The following is a 16,636-nucleotide window of genomic DNA, read 5'->3' as shown; positions in this document are numbered from 1 at the left end:
GACGCGTCATGCGTTACAGTATTACATATGTCGTCAATCCGTAACGATGAGTCGACGGTCGAGGCGCGCATCATCGATGCCGCGGCGGCCTGCGTGCTCGCGGTGGGGGTCAAGCGGGTCACGCTGACCGACATCGCCCGGCGTGCGCGCATGAGCCGCCCGACCATCTATCGCAGGTGGTCCGATACGAACGGGGTCCTCGCGGCGCTGATGACCGAGCGCATCGCAGGTGTGCTGGACAAAGTGCCCGACAGCGGTTCCGACCGCAGAGCGCTGGTGCAGCGGGTCGTCGACGTGGCCCGGCATCTGCGGAACGACGAGATCATCATGTCGGTGCTGCGGGATGCACCGGAATTCGCGATGGTCTACATCGCCAACCGGCTCGGGACCAGCCAGATGATCCTCATCGACGCGTTGACCCACGCCATCAAGCTCGCCCAGGACGACGGCAGCGTACGTGCCGGTGATGCGCGCCAGCTGGCCGCGATGTGCCTGCTGATCACCCAGTCGGCGATCCAGTCCGCGCAGATGGTCGAGAAGCTGTTGGACACCGATGCGCTCGACGCCGAGTTGGCGCACGCCCTCGACGGGTATCTGGCACCGTGACCGGCTCGACGGCTCTGAATTCCGCGCGCCGCAGCGCCGAACTGGCGGCGCTGGCCGACGGCGAGCGCGTCGACGTCATCGTCATCGGCGGCGGCATCACCGGAACGGGCATCGCGCTGGACGCGGCGACCCGCGGTCTGAGCGTCGTGCTGGTGGAGAAGCACGACCTGGCGTTCGGCACCAGCCGGTGGAGCTCCAAGCTGGTTCACGGCGGGCTGCGATATCTGGCGACAGGCAACGTCGGCATCGCCCGTCGCAGCGCGGTCGAACGCGGAATCCTGATGACGCGCAACGCACCTCACTTGGTCTCGGCGATGCCGCAGCTGGTTCCGCTGCTTCCGTCCATGAACACCGCGTCGCGGGCGCTGGTGCGTTTCGGCTTCGCCGCGGGCGATGGCCTCCGCAAGCTGGCGGGCACGCCGGCCTCTGTGCTGCCCCGCTCCCGGCGGGTCGACGCGCGCCGGGCCGTTGAGCTGGCGCCGACCGTGCGCCGCGACGGTCTCGACGGCGCGTTCCTGGCGTATGACGGGCAGTTGATCGACGACGCCCGCCTGGTCACCGCGGTGGCGCGAACGGCGGCCCAGCACGGTGCCCGGGTGTTGACGCGGGTGGCGGCGTCGCACGCGACCGGCACCTCGGTGCGGCTGACCGATCAGCTCACCGGCGAGTCATTCGACGTCGCCGCGCGGGCGGTGATCAACGCCTCCGGGGTGTGGGCGGGCGAGGTGGATTCCTCGATCAAGCTGCGGCCCAGCCGCGGAACGCATCTGGTGTTCGACGCTGCGGTATTCGGCAATCCGGTTGCAGCGCTGACTATTCCGATACCCGGCGAGATCAACCGCTTCGTGTTCGCGATGCCCGAGCAGTTGGGCCGGGTGTACCTCGGGCTCACCGACGAGGACGCCCCAGGCCCGGTCCCCGACGTGCCCGAACCCGCGCCCGAGGAGGTCTCGTTCCTGCTCGACACGGTGAACACCGCCCTGGATGTCGCGTTGAGCCCGTCCGACGTGATTGGCGCCTACGCGGGTCTGCGTCCGCTGATCGACACCGGCGCGGGCCGCACCGCCGACGTCTCACGCGAACACGCGGTCGTCGAATCACCCTCGGGCGTCATCAGCGTCATCGGCGGCAAGCTGACCGAGTACCGCTTCATGGCCGAGGATGTGCTGGACCGGGCGATCGAGTGGCGCGGGCTGACCGCGACCGACTGCCGCACCCGTAACCTGCCGCTTGTCGGGGCGCCGTCGAATCCGGTTGCCACGCTGCGCCACCCGACGGAGATGCCGGGTTCACTGGTGGCCCGGTTCGGCGCCGAGGCGCCGAATGTCATCGCCGCCGCCGCGTGCGAGCGGCCTACGGAAGCGGTCGCCGAGGGGATCGACGTCATCCGTGCGGAATTCGAGTACGCGGTGACCCATGAGGGCGCGCTGACCGTCGACGACATTGTCGACCGCCGCACCCGCATCGGCCTGGTCGAGGCCGACCGCGAACGGGTGCTGGCGGTAGGCGACGAGTTCTTGGTGTCAGCGCGCGAACGGTAGCCTCGCGCCTCTTTCGCCGAGGCCGACGAAATGGCCGATTCCGCGCGCGCATTCCCGCCCAAACGTCGGTTTCGACGCTGAAGGTTGCGGCGCCGCTGGAGGTTACAGCGGGATGTTCTTGTGCCGGCCGCGGCGTGCCGGCGCCTCGGCCAGCGCCTGGGTCAACTTGCTGCGGGTGTGCGCCGGGTCGATCTTCTCGTCCACGACGCCGATGTCGATCGCGGAATCGACTCCGCCCGCGATCTTCTCGTGCTCGACGGCCAACTGCTCGTGCAGGGCCTCACGCTCGGCGAGATCTTCCACGGCGGCCAGCTTCTTCTTGTGCAGGATGCCGACCGCGGCCTTGGCGCCCATGACGGCGACCTCGGCATCCGGCCATGCGTAGACCTTCGTCGCACCCAGCGAGCGCGAGTTCATCGCGATGTAGGCGCCGCCGTAGATCTTGCGCGTCACCAGCGTGACCCGCGGAACCGAGCACTCGCCGAACGCGTGCAGCAGCTTGGCTCCGCGCCGCACGACGCCGCCCCACTCCTGATCCACGCCGGGCAGGTAACCGGGAACGTCGACGACGTTGATGATCGGAATCCCGAACGCGTCGCACAGGCGCACGAATCGCGCTGCCTTCTCGGCACTTTCGGAATTCAGGCAGCCGCCGAGACGCAGCGGGTTGTTGGCGATGACGCCGACGGAGCGGCCGGACAACCGACCGAGACCGATGACGATCGACGGGGCCCACTTGGCCTGGAACTCCTCGAACGGCACGCCCTCGTCCAACAATGCCTCGACGAGCGGGTGCACGTCGTAGGCGCGTCGCGCCGACTCCGGCAGCAGCGCGTGCAGGTCGGTGTCGCCCGCTTCGGCCTTGGCCCGGTCGAAATGGCCCTGCTGGCAGAACAATCCGACCAGCCGGCGGCCGCGCTCGTAGGCGTCGAGCTCGTCGTCGGCGACGATGTGGCACACGCCGGACTTCTTGTGGTGGGTGTCCGGGCCGCCGAGGCTCGCCATGTCGACGTCCTCGCCGGTGACGCTGCGCACCACGTCGGGTCCGGTGACGAACACCCGGCTCTCCGGCGCCATCACGATCACGTCGGTGAGGGCGGGTCCGTAGGCCGCACCGCCGGCAGCGAAGCCGACGACGACCGAGATCTGCGGGACGTAGCCGGACGCCCGGATCATCGCCTCGAACACCAGGCCGACCGCGTGCAGCGCCTTGACGCCCTCGGCGAGGCGGGCGCCGCCGGAGTGCCAGATGCCCACGATCGGGCTCTGCTCCTCGATGGCCTGGTCGTAGGCGTCGACGATATGGGCACAGCCCTCGACGCCCATGGCCCCGCCCATGACGGTGCCGTCGGTGCAGAACGCGATGGTGCGCAGCCCGTTGACGGTTCCGGCCGCGGCGAGAACGCCCGAACGGTCGCGCTCGTGGAGCAGTTCGACACTGCCGTCGTCGAAGAAGGTGCTCAGACGCAGCAGCGGGTCACGAGGGTCGAGCGATTCGCCGACTGTCTCGGGCGCCATGGTCGTCATTCAATACCTCCTGTTGCGCTGGATCCCGGGGAGTGTCAGTACTTCCCGAAAGCGAGCGCGACGTTGTGCCCACCGAATCCGAACGAGTTGTTGATCGCGTACTGGTAATTGCCTGACCGCGGTTCACCGGCTACCACGTCCAGATCGATCTCCGGGTCGAGATTTCGCAGGTTCAGCGTCGGCGGAATGATGCCTTCGCGCAACGCCATAACGGTCAGGATGGACTCCACGGCACCGACCGCGCCGACCGAGTGGCCGAGCGCCGCCTTGGGTGCGTACACCGCAGGCTTGTGGCCGCCCATCGCGTTGTTGATCGCCTTGCCCTCGGCCACATCGCCGACGCTGGTGCCGGTGGCATGCGCGTTGACGTGGTCGATGTCAGTGGGCTGCAGCCCGGCGAGCTGGATGGCGCGCGTCATCGCGTGACCGGCCTGTTCGCCGTTCGGGTCCGGCGCCACGATGTGGTAGCCGTCCGAGGTGATGCTGGCTCCCATGATCCGAGCCAGGATGTTGGCGCCGCGGGCCTTGGCGTGCTCTTCGGTCTCGATGACCATCAGCGCACCCCCTTCGCCGAACACGAACCCGTTACGGTCCTTGTCGAACGGGCGGCATGCGCCGGCAGGGTCATCGTTGGTGGTGGACAAGACGATTCGCATCTGAGCGAAGCCGGCGATCGGCACCGCCTCGATCTTGGTCTCCACCCCGCCGCAGATCGCGATGTCCGCATCGCCGAGCACGATGTTGCGCCAGGCGTGCGCGATGCCTTCAGAACCCGATGCGCAGGCCGACACCGGAGTGACCACCCCGGCGCGGGCCTTTCGCTCCAACCCCACCGCGGCGGCAGCTGCATTGGGCATGTACATCTGCACCGCCAGCGGGGAAACCGCCTTGAGGCCCTTGGCGCGCATGTTGTCGTAGCTGAACACCAACTCCTCGGTGGAGCCCATGCCGGTGCCGACCGACACCATCAGCCGTTTGGGGTCGACCTCGGGGGTGCCCGCGTCTTCCCAGACCCGCCGGCTCAGAACCGTCGACATCTTCTGCAGATACGACAGCCGGCGCAGTTCCACCCGGGTCAACTCGTGGTCGAAGTCCTCGAGGAGATGCCCGCCGATGCGAACCGGCAGGTCATACTCCTCGACGAATGGGTCCTCGAGCCTGCGGATTCCGCTCTGGCCGTCCAGCAGCTTCTTCCAGGTGTCGTCCGCGCTGGTGGCCAGGGCCGTCGTCATGGCGATACCCGTGACGACGACGTTGGGGAAACCGTCCCCCGTGGAAAGTGCGGCTGACCCTGCCATTCCTGCCCGAAGATTCCTTCCGCTCAGTAGCGTCCGAAGGCCAGGGCGACATTGTGTCCACCGAAGCCGAACGAGTTGTTGATGGCGTACTGGTAGTCGCCATAACGAGGCTCGCCCGCAACCACATCGAGATCGATCTCAGGATCGGGCGTCTCGTAGTTGAGTGTCGGCGGGATGACGCCGTCACGCAGCGAGAGCACGGTCAGAGCTGACTCCAGCGCGCCGACCGCTCCGATGGAGTGGCCGAGCGCCGACTTCGGCGCGTAGACCGCGGCGTGCTCCACCCCAGCCGACCGGATCGCGTTGGCCTCGGCGACGTCACCGATGGACGTGGCCGTGGCGTGGGCGTTGACGTGCTGGATGTCCTGGGGATCCAGGCCCGCGGTCTCCATCGCACGCTTCATCGCCTGACCGGCGCGAAGCCCGTCGGACGCGGGCGCCACCATGTGGAAGGCATCGGACGTGATGCCCGCACCCATCAGGCGGGCCAGCGGCTTGGCACCACGAGCCTTGGCGTGCTCCTCGGTCTCGATGACCATGAGCGCACCGGCCTCGCCGAAGACGAACCCGTCGCGGTTCTTGTCGAACGGGCGCGAGGCGCCCTCGGGATCCTCGTTGTTGGTCGACATCGCGCGCATCATCGAGAACGCCGCGATCGGCAGCGCTTCGATTCCGCCCTCGACGCCGCCGACGACGGCGATGTCGGCGTCACCCATGACAATCTGACGCCAGCCGTGGGCGATGGCCTCCGAACCTGATGAGCAAGCCGAGACCGGGGTGATGACCCCGGCCCTCGCGCCCAACTGCAGACCGATCACCGCGGCCGCACCGTTCGGCATGATCATCTGCACCGCGAGCGGCGACACCTTGCGGGGGCCGCCCTCGTTCATCGCGTCGTAGGTCTCGACGATCTTCTCGCCGCCACCCAGGCCGGTGCCGACGACCACGGCGAAGCGATCCGGATCGACCTCGGGCGTACCCGCGGTCTCCCAGAGCTGGCCAGAGAGGAACTTGGCCATGCGCTGGACATACGACATCCGTCGCATGTCCAGTCGCGTCATGTGGTCGTCGATCGCGTCAACGAGGTGACCACCGATGCGGACCGGCAGGTCCCATTTGGTGACGAACTCATCCTCGAGGACGCGGATGCCGCTTTCTCCGGCCAGCAGCCCCTTCCACGTGCTCTCGATGTCCGCCGCGACCGACGTGGTCGCCGTGACGGCGGTCACGACGACGTTGGGGAAACCGCCGTTAGCAGTGGAAGGTCTACTCATGCCCGATCGGCTTCGATCTGCGCGCGGATGGCCGCGGCCGCTTCGGGGTTCTCTTCCTCGAGCTTCTGGATGTAGGTGACGACGTCACCGACGGTGCGAAGACCGGCGAGATCCTCGTCGGGGATCTTCACGCCGTACTTGTCCTCGGTCTGCACGGCGATCTCGACCATCGACAGCGAGTCGATGTCCAGGTCGTCGACAAAGCTCTTCTCAGGGGTGACCTCGGAAGGCTCGATGCCGGTGACCTCTTCGATGATCTCGGCGAGACCGGTGATGATTTCGTCCTGACTGGCGGGCACGGTGGCTCCTTCTATTTAGTGGTGTTACTTGTTGGGAATGACGATCGTTATGTGGTTGTGTCTGGCGCAGGCTTGCCTATGAGAGTTCGGCGAGCCCGTCCAGGTCAGCGGGGGACTTGACGGCATGCGTCGGCACCCCCCGAAGTTCTCTTTTCGCGATACCCGCGAGAGCCCCGGCCGGCGGGAACTCGACGATCGCGGTCACATCGAGCCGGCGCATCGTCTCGGTGCACAGATCCCAACGGACCGGGCGCGTCATCTGCGCCACCAGCTTGCTCATGGCGTCGGCAGCCGAATCCACCGGCTGGCCATCCGCGTTCGACAGTAGCGTCGTGTTCGGCTCTGTGCTCGTTACACCGTCCGCCGCGGCGGCATAACCGTCGAGGGCCGAGGCCATGTAGTGGGTGTGGAACGCACCGGCGGTCGCCAGCTTGCGCACCCGCGCCTTCTCCGGCGGATCCTCGACCAGCTTGTCCAGCGCGGCGATCGCACCGGCGGCGACGATCTGTCCGGCTGCGTTGCGGTTGGCCGGGACCAGGTCGAGCGCTTCGAGGCGGGCCAGCACATCGGCTTCCTCGCCGCCGAGCACGGCCGCCATGCCCGTGGGCTCGACCGCGCACGCCTTGGCCATCTCGGCACCCCGGGTGGCCGCTAGCTTGACTGCGTCGTCGGCGGAGATGACGCCGGCGATTGCGTAAGCGGCGATCTCGCCGACGGAGTGGCCGGCCACCACGGTCTTCTTGCCGGCGATTGAACCGCGACGGGTTAGTTCCTCATGGGCCAGCAGCGTCGCCGCGACGACGAGCGGCTGGGTCACCGCGGTGTCGGTGATCTCCTCTGCGGAGGCGGTGGTGCCCAAGCGGGCCAAGTCCAGCCCGCTGATCTCGGACCATCCGGCGAGCCGCTCGGCGGCACCGGGCAGCTCCAGCCATGCGGCGAGCATGCCGGCTGTCTGGGAGCCCTGTCCGGGCGCGAGAAGTGCAAGCACTCCTTAAGAGAACACTGTGAAGACGGGTTTGCGCGGTGTAAGAGATTATGAACCTCGTCTTATGTTTTTGTGGAGACTCTACAAAATCGCCTGTGATGCGACGCTACCGAAATCTGGCCGCGATCTACGGCTTGTCCAGCTGAGGGTTGAGCGGTGCTGGTCGCAGCGCTGAACGCGCCGGATTGATCATGTTTGCTGTGCTCGTCTGGTATGGCTGGCGGCCCAATCGGCCGACGGTGATCGCCACCCGCAGCACATAGGCGTCGCGCGGAAGCGTGGGATCCCGCCCGGTGAAGTCGGCGATTCGTCTCAGCCGGTACCGGACGGTATTTGGATGAACGAACAATTTGCGCGCGCAGGCCTCGATGGCCCCACCGGAGTCGAGATAGGCATCGAGGGTCTCCGTCAACGCCGGACCCGCGTCGGCCAGCGGCCTCATCACCTCGGTTTCCAACGCCGCGATCGCCGACACATCGCCCAGCAGTGCGCGTTCCGGGAGCAGTTCGCGCGCCGACACCGGCCGCGGCGCGCCCGACCAGCCCACGACGGCGTTCATGCCCGCGATGGCCTCGGTCGCGCTGCGGTGCGCGCTCGCCAGCGTGGTGGCGGTGGGTCCGACCACGACCGGACCCTCGGCGAACACCGTCATCATGTCGGCCAGGAACTTGTCGGTCGGGGAGAGCGCACCCGACACGATCGCGACCAGCCATGTGCCGTGCACGTCCGACAGCGCGGCGCGGCCGTTGCGCCGCACCACGTCGTGGACGTCGTCGCTGGCCAGATCGATGCGGTCGGGCTGAGGCAGCCCGACGATGACGGTGGCGGGTGCGGTGGCGTCCCAGTTCAGCGTGGCCGCTTGGGACTGCAGTTCGGGACCGACGTCGCCGCGTACCACCGCGTCGACGACGTTGGCCTCCATTCTGGTGTCCCATGCGCCGCGCGCCTCGGCCTGATCGGCGTAGGCACTGGCCGCGGCGAACGCCAGGTCGCGGCTGTAACGCAGGATGCCCGCGGTCAGCGCGGTCAGCTGCTCCTCGGAGCGGGCCAGCAGCGGCACCACTTCTTCGAAGAACTCCATGGTGACGCGCACCATCTCCACCGACTGCCGCAGCGCGATGCGCCGCCGCAGGTCCTGTGGCACCACCTCGAAGGCCTGTGCCGTGTAGCTGACGTTGCTCTGCGGGTCGCGCATCCACTCGACAAAGTTGACCACCGCGGTCTGCACGACCAGCTGGACACTGGCCCGCTGCGAGGCCTCGAGTTCGGCGAAGAACGGCAGGCGTTCCTCCATCGCGCGCACCGCTTCGGTGGCCAGTCGACCCGAATACTGCTGCAACCGGCGCAGCACCGAGTCGGGAACGGCCTCGAGGACCTCCACCGTCGACTTCGGTGGCACGAACCGGTTGTCAGGCACCTCCAAAGGCTACGCCACCGCTATGGAGGAAACCTCTAAGCGGCGGAGGTGGCTGCGCCACGCTTCCGTCCAATCGTGGCTACGCCACTTCAGGCTCAATGTCGTGGCTACGCCACTCCCGGGTCCGACGTCTGCTCGGGGGCGGCCAGCACGTCGTCGATCTCGTACTTCTTGGCCGCCTCGACCGCGACGGACTTGTCGATGTTGCCGTCGCGGGCCAGTCCTTCGAGCACGGCGACCGCGATCGACTCGCCATCGGTGTTGTAGTACCGACGCGCGGCGGGGCGGGTGTCGGAGAAGCCGAACCCATCGGTCCCCAGCGTGATGTAGGTGCCGGGAACCCACGCCCGGATCTGCTCGGGGACACCGCGCATCCAGTCCGACACCGCGATGACCGGGCCTTGGGCGTCGGCGAGCACCTTGGTGATGTACGGGGTGCCCGCCGGCTGGTCCGGATGGCGCAGCCGTCGTTTCTCGATCTCGACGCCGTCGCGGTTGAGCTCGCCCCAGCTGGTCACCGACCACACGTCGGCGGCGACATCCCATTCGTCGGCGAGCAGCTCGGCGGCCTTGAGAGCCGACGGCATGGCCACGCCCGACACCAGGATCTGAGCCGCATTGGACCGCTTCTCGGGTGTGGGCTGGTAGCGGTAGATGCCGCGCAGCAGGCCCTCGACGTCGAGGCCCTCCGGCTCCGGCGGCTGGACGTAGGGCTCGTTGTAGATCGTCATATAGAAGTAGACGTTCTCGGGGTCCTCGCCGTACATCCGGCTCAGACCGCTCTCGACGATGTAGGCGATCTCGTAGGCGAACGCCGGATCGTAGGCGACGACCGCGGGGTTGGACGCGGCCAGCAGCAGCGAATGCCCGTCGGCGTGCTGAAGGCCCTCACCCACCAGCGTGGTGCGCCCCGCCGTGGCGCCGAGAAGGAAGCCGCGCGTCATCTGGTCGGCGGCCGCCCACAGATTGTCGCCGGTACGCTGGAATCCGAACATCGAATAGAAGATGTAGATCGGGATCATCGGCTCGTTGTGCGTCGAGTAGCACGTGCCTGCCGCGATGAAACTGGCAGAGGACCCAGCCTCGTTGATTCCCTCGTGCAGGATCTGGCCGACCTCGGATTCCTTGTAGGCCAACATCAATTCGGCGTCGACCGAGGTGTACAGCTGACCGTTGCGGTTGTAAATCTTGAGGTTGGGGAACCACGAGTCCATCCCGAACGTGCGCGCCTCGTCGGGGATGATCGGCACGATGCGCCAACCGATCTCCTTGTCGCGCAACAGTTCCTTGAACGTCCGGACGGTGGCCATCGTCGTGGCCACCTCCTGCTTACCGGACCCCTTCTTGAGCGCCTTGTAAGTGTCGCGACCCGGCAGCGTCAGCGACTTGGTCTTGGTGCGACGCTCGGGCAGGAACCCGCCGAGCGCCCGCCTGCGGTCGAGCATGTAGCGGATCTCGGGTGCTTCCGGGCCGGGGTGGTAGTACGGCGGAAGGTACGGGTTCTCCTCGAGTTGCTCGTCACTGATCGGGATGCGCTGGGCATCGCGGAAGTACTTGAGGTCTTCGAGCGCAAGCTTTTTCATCTGATGGGTGGCGTTGCGGCCCTGGAAGTGCGCGCCCAACGAGTAACCCTTGATGGTCTTGGCCAGGATGACCGTCGGCTGGCCCTTGTGCTCCATGGCGGCGCGGTAGGCGGCGTAGACCTTGCGGTAGTCGTGGCCGCCGCGTTTGAGGTTCCAGATCTCGGAGTCCGACATCTTCTCGACGAGCGCCTTGGTGCGGGGATCGCGGCCGAAGAAGTGGTCGCGCACGTAGGCGCCGTCGTTGGCCTTATAGGTCTGGTAGTCGCCGTCGGGCGTGCTGTTCATCAGGTTGACCAGCGCGCCGTCGCGGTCGGCGTGCAGCAGCGCATCCCATTCGCGGCCCCACACCACCTTGATGACGTTCCAGCCGGCCCCGCGGAAGAACGATTCGAGCTCCTGAATGATCTTGCCGTTTCCGCGTACCGGCCCGTCGAGGCGCTGCAGGTTGCAGTTGACCACGAAGGTGAGGTTGTCCAGCCCTTCCAGCGCGGCGACGTGCGCCAAGCCCCGGCTCTCGGGTTCGTCCATCTCCCCGTCGCCGAGGAACGCCCACACGTGCTGATCGGAGGTGTCCCTGATCTCCCGGTCCTGCAGGTAATGGTTGAACCGGGCCTGGTAGATGGCGTTCATCGGGCCCAGCCCCATGGAGACCGTTGGGAACTCCCAGAAGTCGGGCATCAGGCGCGGATGCGGGTACGACGGCAGCCCGCCGCCGGGGTGGCTGTGCTCCTGACGGAAGCCGTCGAGTTGGTCGGCCGACAGGCGTCCTTCCAGGTACGCGCGGGCGTAGATGCCCGGTGAGGCGTGACCTTGGATGAACACGTGGTCGCCGCCGCCGGGATGCTGCTTGCCGCGGAAGAAGTGGTTGAAGCCGACCTCGTAAAGCGCGGCCGACGACGCGTAGGTCGAAATATGGCCGCCGACACCGACTCCCGGCCGTTGTGCGCGGTGCACCATGATCGCGGCGTTCCACCGGATCCAGGTGCGGTAGCGGCGTTCGACGTCCTCGTCGCCGGGAAACCACGGCTCCAGCTCGGTGGGGATGGTGTTGACGTAATCGGTCGACGTCAGCGACGGGATGGCCACGCGCTGTTCGCCGGCGCGTTCGAGCAGACGCAACATCATGTAGCGCGCCCGCGCGGGGCCGGACTGTTCGAGCAGCTGATCGAACGATTCCAGCCATTCGCCGGTCTCTTCGGGATCGATGTCGGGCAAGTACGACGCGACGCCTTCGCGGATCACCCTGACCCGGTCGTGTTCGGCTGCGTTGGTGGAGTTTTGGGCCAGGTCCTGGCGCGCGAACTCGGTGGTCAACTTCCGCTCCTTGGTAGGCGGTTCGGGTGCCCCCGCTCCTCGCGCAGATGTTTTCTGCGCTCGAACCGTGAGCGACGGGTTCCATCCTTCTCCCATCCTGCCCCACACGCACCGGTGGGGGTTGCCGACTGCAATGAACCGGCGGTCGCCGGAGCGACCCGGTAACGTCTGCAGCCGTGGTGATCGGTGCGCTGGTGCAAAAATCGCTGCGGATCGGCGCACTCGTGGTCGGCATCTCGGCCGCGGCCGCCATGGTCGTCGTGGGCTGCAGCAGCGTCACCGAGGGCTCCGCACAGGTGGACGCAGCCGAGGCGCCGGTGTACCGCGCGTCGGTGTCGGCCTCGCTGGCGGAGTCGGCGGCCAGCTCCAGCGCCAGGGAGTCGGAACGTCAGGCCACGATCACCAAGGAGGCGATCCACTCGTCGTGCGAAACGCTGAGCTCCACCAGCGTCGAGGCGATCACCGCGGTCAACGCCTTCGTCGATGCGTTCAACCGGAGCGCGGGCGACGTCCCCGCCAAGGCACGGCCCGCGATCGATGCCCTGAACCACAGCGCCGACATGGTCGCGCGCTCAATCGCCGATCCGCTGGGTCCTGAGCTGACCGATGCGCTCAACGGCTGGGTGGGCGCCGCCAGGGACGTGGCCACCGCGATCGCCGGCAACTACGGGCCGGACGAGTTCAACGCCGCGATTACCACGCTCAACGACACCAAGACCACCGCGCTCAACCTCTGCGACGCCGCGTATTGACCAGGCGGTTATTTGGCCAACCTTGCTGCCAGTCGCGTGCGGGTGCACTGCTTCGTGCGACGATAGGGCGCAGGACAATCGCCTACGAGATGCCGAGCGCAACGTGCGCCCGAGCCGGCTGAAGGAGGACCGACCGTGGTCGCGGCGGATGACGCCCCGAACTACGCCCACAGACTGGGCATCCAAAAAGATCAGGTTGTACAGGAACTGGGCTGGGACGAGGACGTCGACGACGACATCCGAGCCGACATCGAGGAAGCGTGCGGCGGGGAGCTGCTCGACGAGGATGCCGACGAGGTCATCGACGTCGTACTGCTCTGGTGGCGTGACGACGACGGGGACCTCGTGGATGCGCTGATGGACGCCATCACTCCGTTGGCCGACGACGGCGTCATCTGGGTGGTGACCCCGAAGACGGGCAAACCCGGCCACGTCCAACCGGCCGAGGTCGCCGAGTCGGCGCCCACCGCCGGCCTGATGCAGACGTCATCGGCCAACCTCGGTGACTGGATCGCCACCCGGCTGGTGCAGCCGAAGTCGAAGGCAGCGGGGAGGCGCGGATGAGCGCTTGCGCGAAGACCAGAAGGACGCGGATGAGCGCTTGCGCGAAGACCAGAGGGCTGCGATGACGATCGAGGTCGGCACCGAGGCACCCGATTTCACGCTCAAGGACCAGAACGGTCAGCCCGTCACGCTGAGCGATTTCCGGGGCGCCAAGAACGTACTGCTGGTGTTCTTCCCGCTGGCGTTCACCGGCATCTGCCAGGGTGAACTCGACGAGATCCGGGACAAGCTGCCCGTGTACGAGAACGACGACACCGCGACGCTGGCGATCTCGGTGGGCCCGCCGCCGACCCACAAGATCTGGGCCACCCAGAGCGGTTTCACGTTCCCTGTGCTGTCGGACTTCTGGCCGCACGGCGAGGTCGCGATGGCCTACGGGGTGTTCAACCAGGCCGCCGGCATCGCCAACCGCGGAACGTTCGCCGTCGACCGCGGCGGGATCGTCCGGTTCGCCGAGATGAAGGAGCCAGGGGAGCCGCGCGATCAGGCACTGTGGACGGACGCGCTGGCCGCGCTGCGCTCCGGTTGAGGTGATTTCGTGTGTGACCTCGCCAACGTGTAATTTGCCCAGACGAGGGCGCGTAGCTCAGTGGTAGAGCTCTGGTTTTACACACCAGCGGTCGGCGGTTCGATACCGTCCGCGCCCACCGAATTTCTCATACGATCTGCGGGTTAGTTCGAGGCCCTCCGACGGAACGAGACGACCCATATCCGACACCGCGTTCCAGATGTTGGCGATCGGCCTGTACTTCGCCATGATGCTCGCGATCGGCTTCTACGCCTTCCGCCAGACCAGCGATCTCGACGACTACATGCTCGGTGGACGCAGGCTCACCCCGACCGTCGCCGCCCTGTCGGCGGGCGCGTCCGACATGTCCGGATGGCTGCTTCTCGGGGTCCCCGGCGCGATCTATGCGTCGGGTCTGCTCGAGTCGTGGATTGTTATCGGGCTGGTGATCGGCGCCTGGCTCAATTGGAAATTCGTCGCCCCGCGACTGCGGGCCTACACCGAGATCGCCAACAACTCGATCACCGTGCCGAGCTTCTTCGAGAACCGGCTGCGTGACAAGTCGCATGTCCTGCGAATCTCGGCAGGCACGATCATCCTGGTCTTCTTCACGTTCTACGTGTCGTCCGGCATGGTCGCGGGCGGCGTGTTCTTCGAGTCGTCGTTCGACTCGTCGTATCTGACGGGCATGCTGCTGGTCGCCGGAGTCACCCTGTGCTACACGCTATTCGGCGGTTTCCTGGGCGCCTCGCTCACCGACGTCGCGCAGGGGCTGCTGATGTTGGCGGCCCTCGTAACGGTCCCCGTAGCCGCAATACTTGCCGCCGGCGGGCCCGGCGAGATGGTCGACCTGGTTCAGGCCGCCGACGCCGTCCACAACGCCGGTAATCCCGGTGACGAAATCCACCGCACGTCACTGTTCTTCGGCGGAAGTTTCCTCGCCATCGTGTCGGCGGCGGCCTGGGGACTCGGCTACTTCGGACAACCGCACATCATCGTCCGGTTCATGGCGATGCGCTCGTCGGCCGACGCGAGGGCCGGTCGTCGCATCGGCATCAGCTGGATGATCCTCACGTCCGCGGGGGCGATCACCACCGGCTTCGCCGGCCTGGCGTACTTCTTCAAAGAAGGCGTGACGTTGGACAATCCGGAGACCGTGTTTCTCCGCCTCGCGCAGGTGATGTTCCACCCCTTCGTCGCCGGGATCGTGCTCGCCGCGGTGCTGGCGGCCATCATGTCGACGATCTCCTCTCAGCTCATCGTGTGCTCGTCGGCGCTGGTCGAAGACATCTATCGAGCGTTCGGCAAGGAGGCGAGTCCGACGAGGCTGGTCCTTTATGGCCGGCTCGGGGTGTTGACCGTCGCCGTGGTGGCGGTCCTGTTGGCGCTCAACCCGGATGGGACGATTCTCGACCTCGTCGGATTCGCATGGGCGGGTTTCGGCGCCGCGTTCGGTCCCCTGATCATCCTGTCGCTGTTCTGGCGCAAGCTCACCTCGCCCGGGGCGATCGCCGGCATGATCGCCGGTGCCGTGGTGGTCGGCGTCTGGGGTCAGACCGAGGCGCTGTCGAGCGCGATGTACGAGATCGTTCCCGGCTTCGTCGCGTGTTTCGCCGTCGCGGTCGCCGTATCGCTGATGACCGCCCGCGAGGACGACGAGATCCAGCGCGAATTCTCCGAAATGGCGGCCGGTTAACCCGGCGGCGCGAAGAACTCCAAGGCGATGCCGTCGGGGTCGCGGAAGCTGAGTCCGGAACCGTACGGCGCATCGACGATCTCGCCGTGCTCGATACCGAGTTCGTCGAGGCGATCAGCCCAGCCCTCGAGTTCGCTCCTGCTCGCACACCCGAAGCCGACATGGTCGAGTCCGGAGTGAAATTCGGTGAACTGCTCGTCGGGCACCGACCGGTCGTGCTCGTGGATACCGAACAGGGTGCCGTTGTCGAATCGCCAGACGACGTGCCGGAAGCCGGCGTCGGTGTGTTCGTCGAGGACCGGTTCGGCGCCGATGAGCTCCTGGTACCAGGGCGCGCTGACCGCCAGGTCACGCACGGTCAGGGCGATGTGGTTCAGCGAGGGAAACGGCATGTTGATTCCTTGATCTCGGTCGACTCACACGACTCGTCTGCCACGCCGTGCCCGCGCGCGCATATCCCACAGGTACAGCCGGTAGCCGAGAATCCAGACATCGCGCGGGATGATGCGGTCGGCGACGCGCAGCGCGGCCAGCAGCGCCTCGAACCTGCGCTGCTGGCGCCCCGACCACGGCAGCCGCATGTGCTCACGAAACTCATGCGGCAGGAACCCCGTCGTGGCGAACAGGTTGAACCGGCCGGCGAGCAGCCGCAGCGGAGCGGGCAGGAACGCCATCGCGGCCACCCCGTGCAGGTGTTCGCGCACGGGTTCGTCGATGCGCAGTTCGTCCAGTGAGCGTTTCCAGTACTCGTCGAAGGCGGCGCGATCCGGCGGCCACATGTCTTCACGGACCTGCAGCGTGGTGCCGAGCTTTCTGGCGTCGAGATAGACCGCGTCGGCCGCCTCGTCGTCGAGTGGTCCGTACAGGAACTCGTGCTGGTCGATGTAGTAGCGGTACAGGCAGGCGGCGACCCATAGCTGCAGCCGGGGGTCAAACGCCTTGTACGACACCGGGCTTGCCGGGGTGGACCGCACCAGCGCGTGCACGCGGTCGACCTCCTCGCGGATCAGCCGGCGGTCGCTCTCGGTGCCCATCGTCGCCACCGCGAGGTAGGTTCCAGTCGTGCGCGCGCGTTTGAACGGGTGCTTGTAGACGTTGCCGCTGTCGACCGGGCTCTCCAGCACGCCGTAACCGACGCTGGGCGAGGCCAGCTGCATGATCACGTTGGCCGCCGGCGCCAGCGCTGCAGCCGGATTGAGCAAGTCGACGACGCGTCTCGGCCGACGCGGGGGCCCGAACCTCATGCATCCGAGTAGATCACCTTGTGAGACG

General features: G+C 67.0%; 15 protein-coding genes and 1 tRNA gene. 7 read left to right on the top strand and 9 right to left on the bottom strand.

Annotated elements, in window-relative coordinates; genetic code table 11:
* Positions 1–27 precede the first annotated feature (27 nt).
* Together CEX88_RS15365 and CEX88_RS15360 are read left to right on the top strand one after the other, a co-directional pair.
* Positions 28–606 (top strand): TetR/AcrR family transcriptional regulator, encoded by a 579-nt coding sequence (locus CEX88_RS15365; protein ID WP_068199312.1) that lies wholly within the window; start codon positions 28–30, stop codon positions 604–606.
* Positions 603–2,147 (top strand): glycerol-3-phosphate dehydrogenase/oxidase, encoded by a 1,545-nt coding sequence (locus tag CEX88_RS15360; RefSeq protein WP_094294127.1) that lies wholly within the window; start codon positions 603–605, stop codon positions 2,145–2,147. Before CEX88_RS15365 ends, CEX88_RS15360 begins: the two co-directional genes overlap by 4 nt.
* Positions 2,148–2,249: 102 nt before the next feature.
* Here the strand turns inward: CEX88_RS15360 and CEX88_RS15355 are convergent, their stop codons facing one another.
* The 7 genes from CEX88_RS15355 to aceE all read right to left on the bottom strand — a co-directional run bounded on the left by CEX88_RS15355 (position 2,250) and on the right by aceE (position 11,844).
* Positions 2,250–3,674, bottom strand: a complete 1,425-nt coding sequence (locus CEX88_RS15355; protein ID WP_066841749.1) for an acyl-CoA carboxylase subunit beta — start codon at positions 3,672–3,674, stop codon at positions 2,250–2,252.
* A gap of 35 nt (positions 3,675–3,709) precedes the next feature.
* The gene (kasB, locus tag CEX88_RS15350) at positions 3,710–4,972 is read right to left on the bottom strand and encodes a 3-oxoacyl-ACP synthase KasB (protein ID WP_066841750.1); all 1,263 of its coding nucleotides are present in this window, start codon (positions 4,970–4,972) and stop codon (positions 3,710–3,712) included.
* Between the two features lie 23 nt (positions 4,973–4,995).
* Entirely contained in the window at positions 4,996–6,246 is a 1,251-nt protein-coding gene (gene kasA, locus CEX88_RS15345) for a 3-oxoacyl-ACP synthase KasA (protein WP_066841751.1), read from the bottom strand.
* Positions 6,243–6,545, bottom strand: a complete 303-nt coding sequence (gene acpM, locus CEX88_RS15340; RefSeq protein ID WP_064394089.1) for a meromycolate extension acyl carrier protein AcpM — start codon at positions 6,543–6,545, stop codon at positions 6,243–6,245. Before acpM ends, kasA begins: the two co-directional genes overlap by 4 nt.
* Before the next feature lie 76 nt (positions 6,546–6,621).
* Positions 6,622–7,533, bottom strand: a complete 912-nt coding sequence (locus tag CEX88_RS15335) for an ACP S-malonyltransferase (RefSeq protein ID WP_094294126.1) — start codon at positions 7,531–7,533, stop codon at positions 6,622–6,624.
* Positions 7,534–7,657: 124 nt separating this feature from the next.
* Positions 7,658–8,947 (bottom strand): PucR family transcriptional regulator, encoded by a 1,290-nt coding sequence (locus tag CEX88_RS15330; protein ID WP_066841753.1) that lies wholly within the window; start codon positions 8,945–8,947, stop codon positions 7,658–7,660.
* A gap of 107 nt (positions 8,948–9,054) precedes the next feature.
* Entirely contained in the window at positions 9,055–11,844 is a 2,790-nt protein-coding gene (gene aceE, locus CEX88_RS15325) for a pyruvate dehydrogenase (acetyl-transferring), homodimeric type (protein WP_094294125.1), read from the bottom strand.
* A gap of 251 nt (positions 11,845–12,095) precedes the next feature.
* Between aceE and CEX88_RS15320 the strand changes: the two genes are divergently transcribed.
* From CEX88_RS15320 to putP, 5 genes are all read left to right on the top strand, one after another.
* Positions 12,096–12,596, top strand: a complete 501-nt coding sequence (locus CEX88_RS15320; protein ID WP_094294207.1) for a hypothetical protein — start codon at positions 12,096–12,098, stop codon at positions 12,594–12,596.
* A gap of 135 nt (positions 12,597–12,731) precedes the next feature.
* On the top strand, positions 12,732–13,160 hold the full coding sequence (locus tag CEX88_RS15315; protein ID WP_064347257.1) for a DUF3052 domain-containing protein: 429 nt from the start codon (positions 12,732–12,734) through the stop codon (positions 13,158–13,160).
* 61 nt (positions 13,161–13,221) lie between these two features.
* On the top strand, positions 13,222–13,689 hold the full coding sequence (locus CEX88_RS15310; RefSeq protein WP_094294206.1) for a peroxiredoxin: 468 nt from the start codon (positions 13,222–13,224) through the stop codon (positions 13,687–13,689).
* Positions 13,690–13,735: 46 nt separating this feature from the next.
* Positions 13,736–13,807 (top strand) — tRNA-Val (locus tag CEX88_RS15305).
* A 60-nt stretch (positions 13,808–13,867) separates the two neighbouring features.
* Positions 13,868–15,364, top strand: a complete 1,497-nt coding sequence (gene putP / locus CEX88_RS15300) for a sodium/proline symporter PutP (protein WP_094294124.1) — start codon at positions 13,868–13,870, stop codon at positions 15,362–15,364.
* Here putP and CEX88_RS15295 read toward each other — a convergent pair.
* A complete protein-coding gene (locus CEX88_RS15295; protein ID WP_094294123.1) occupies positions 15,361–15,756 on the bottom strand; it encodes a VOC family protein in 396 nt (131 codons plus the stop codon). The genes putP and CEX88_RS15295 overlap by 4 nt on opposite strands.
* A 24-nt stretch (positions 15,757–15,780) precedes the next feature.
* Positions 15,781–16,608 (bottom strand): oxygenase MpaB family protein, encoded by an 828-nt coding sequence (locus CEX88_RS15290; protein ID WP_094294122.1) that lies wholly within the window; start codon positions 16,606–16,608, stop codon positions 15,781–15,783.
* Positions 16,609–16,636 lie beyond the last annotated feature (28 nt).

It is taken from the genome of Mycobacterium neumannii (assembly GCF_002245615.1).
In the GTDB taxonomy this organism is placed as follows: Bacteria; Actinomycetota; Actinomycetes; order Mycobacteriales; family Mycobacteriaceae; genus Mycobacterium; species Mycobacterium neumannii_A.
This window is presented reverse-complemented; position numbering and strand designations above follow the sequence as displayed.

Coding starts and splice junctions, on each gene's coding strand:
- CEX88_RS15365 (WP_068199312.1), top strand. CDS start 28: ATGTCGTCAATCCGTAACGATGAGTCGACGGTCGAGGCGCGCATCATC.
- CEX88_RS15355 (WP_066841749.1), bottom strand. CDS start 3,674: ATGACGACCATGGCGCCCGAGACAGTCGGCGAATCGCTCGACCCTCGT.
- kasB (WP_066841750.1), bottom strand. CDS start 4,972: ATGGCAGGGTCAGCCGCACTTTCCACGGGGGACGGTTTCCCCAACGTC.
- kasA (WP_066841751.1), bottom strand. CDS start 6,246: ATGAGTAGACCTTCCACTGCTAACGGCGGTTTCCCCAACGTCGTCGTG.
- CEX88_RS15320 (WP_094294207.1), top strand. CDS start 12,096: ATGGTCGTCGTGGGCTGCAGCAGCGTCACCGAGGGCTCCGCACAGGTG.
- CEX88_RS15310 (WP_094294206.1), top strand. CDS start 13,222: ATGACGATCGAGGTCGGCACCGAGGCACCCGATTTCACGCTCAAGGAC.
- CEX88_RS15295 (WP_094294123.1), bottom strand. CDS start 15,756: ATGCCGTTTCCCTCGCTGAACCACATCGCCCTGACCGTGCGTGACCTG.
- CEX88_RS15290 (WP_094294122.1), bottom strand. CDS start 16,608: ATGAGGTTCGGGCCCCCGCGTCGGCCGAGACGCGTCGTCGACTTGCTC.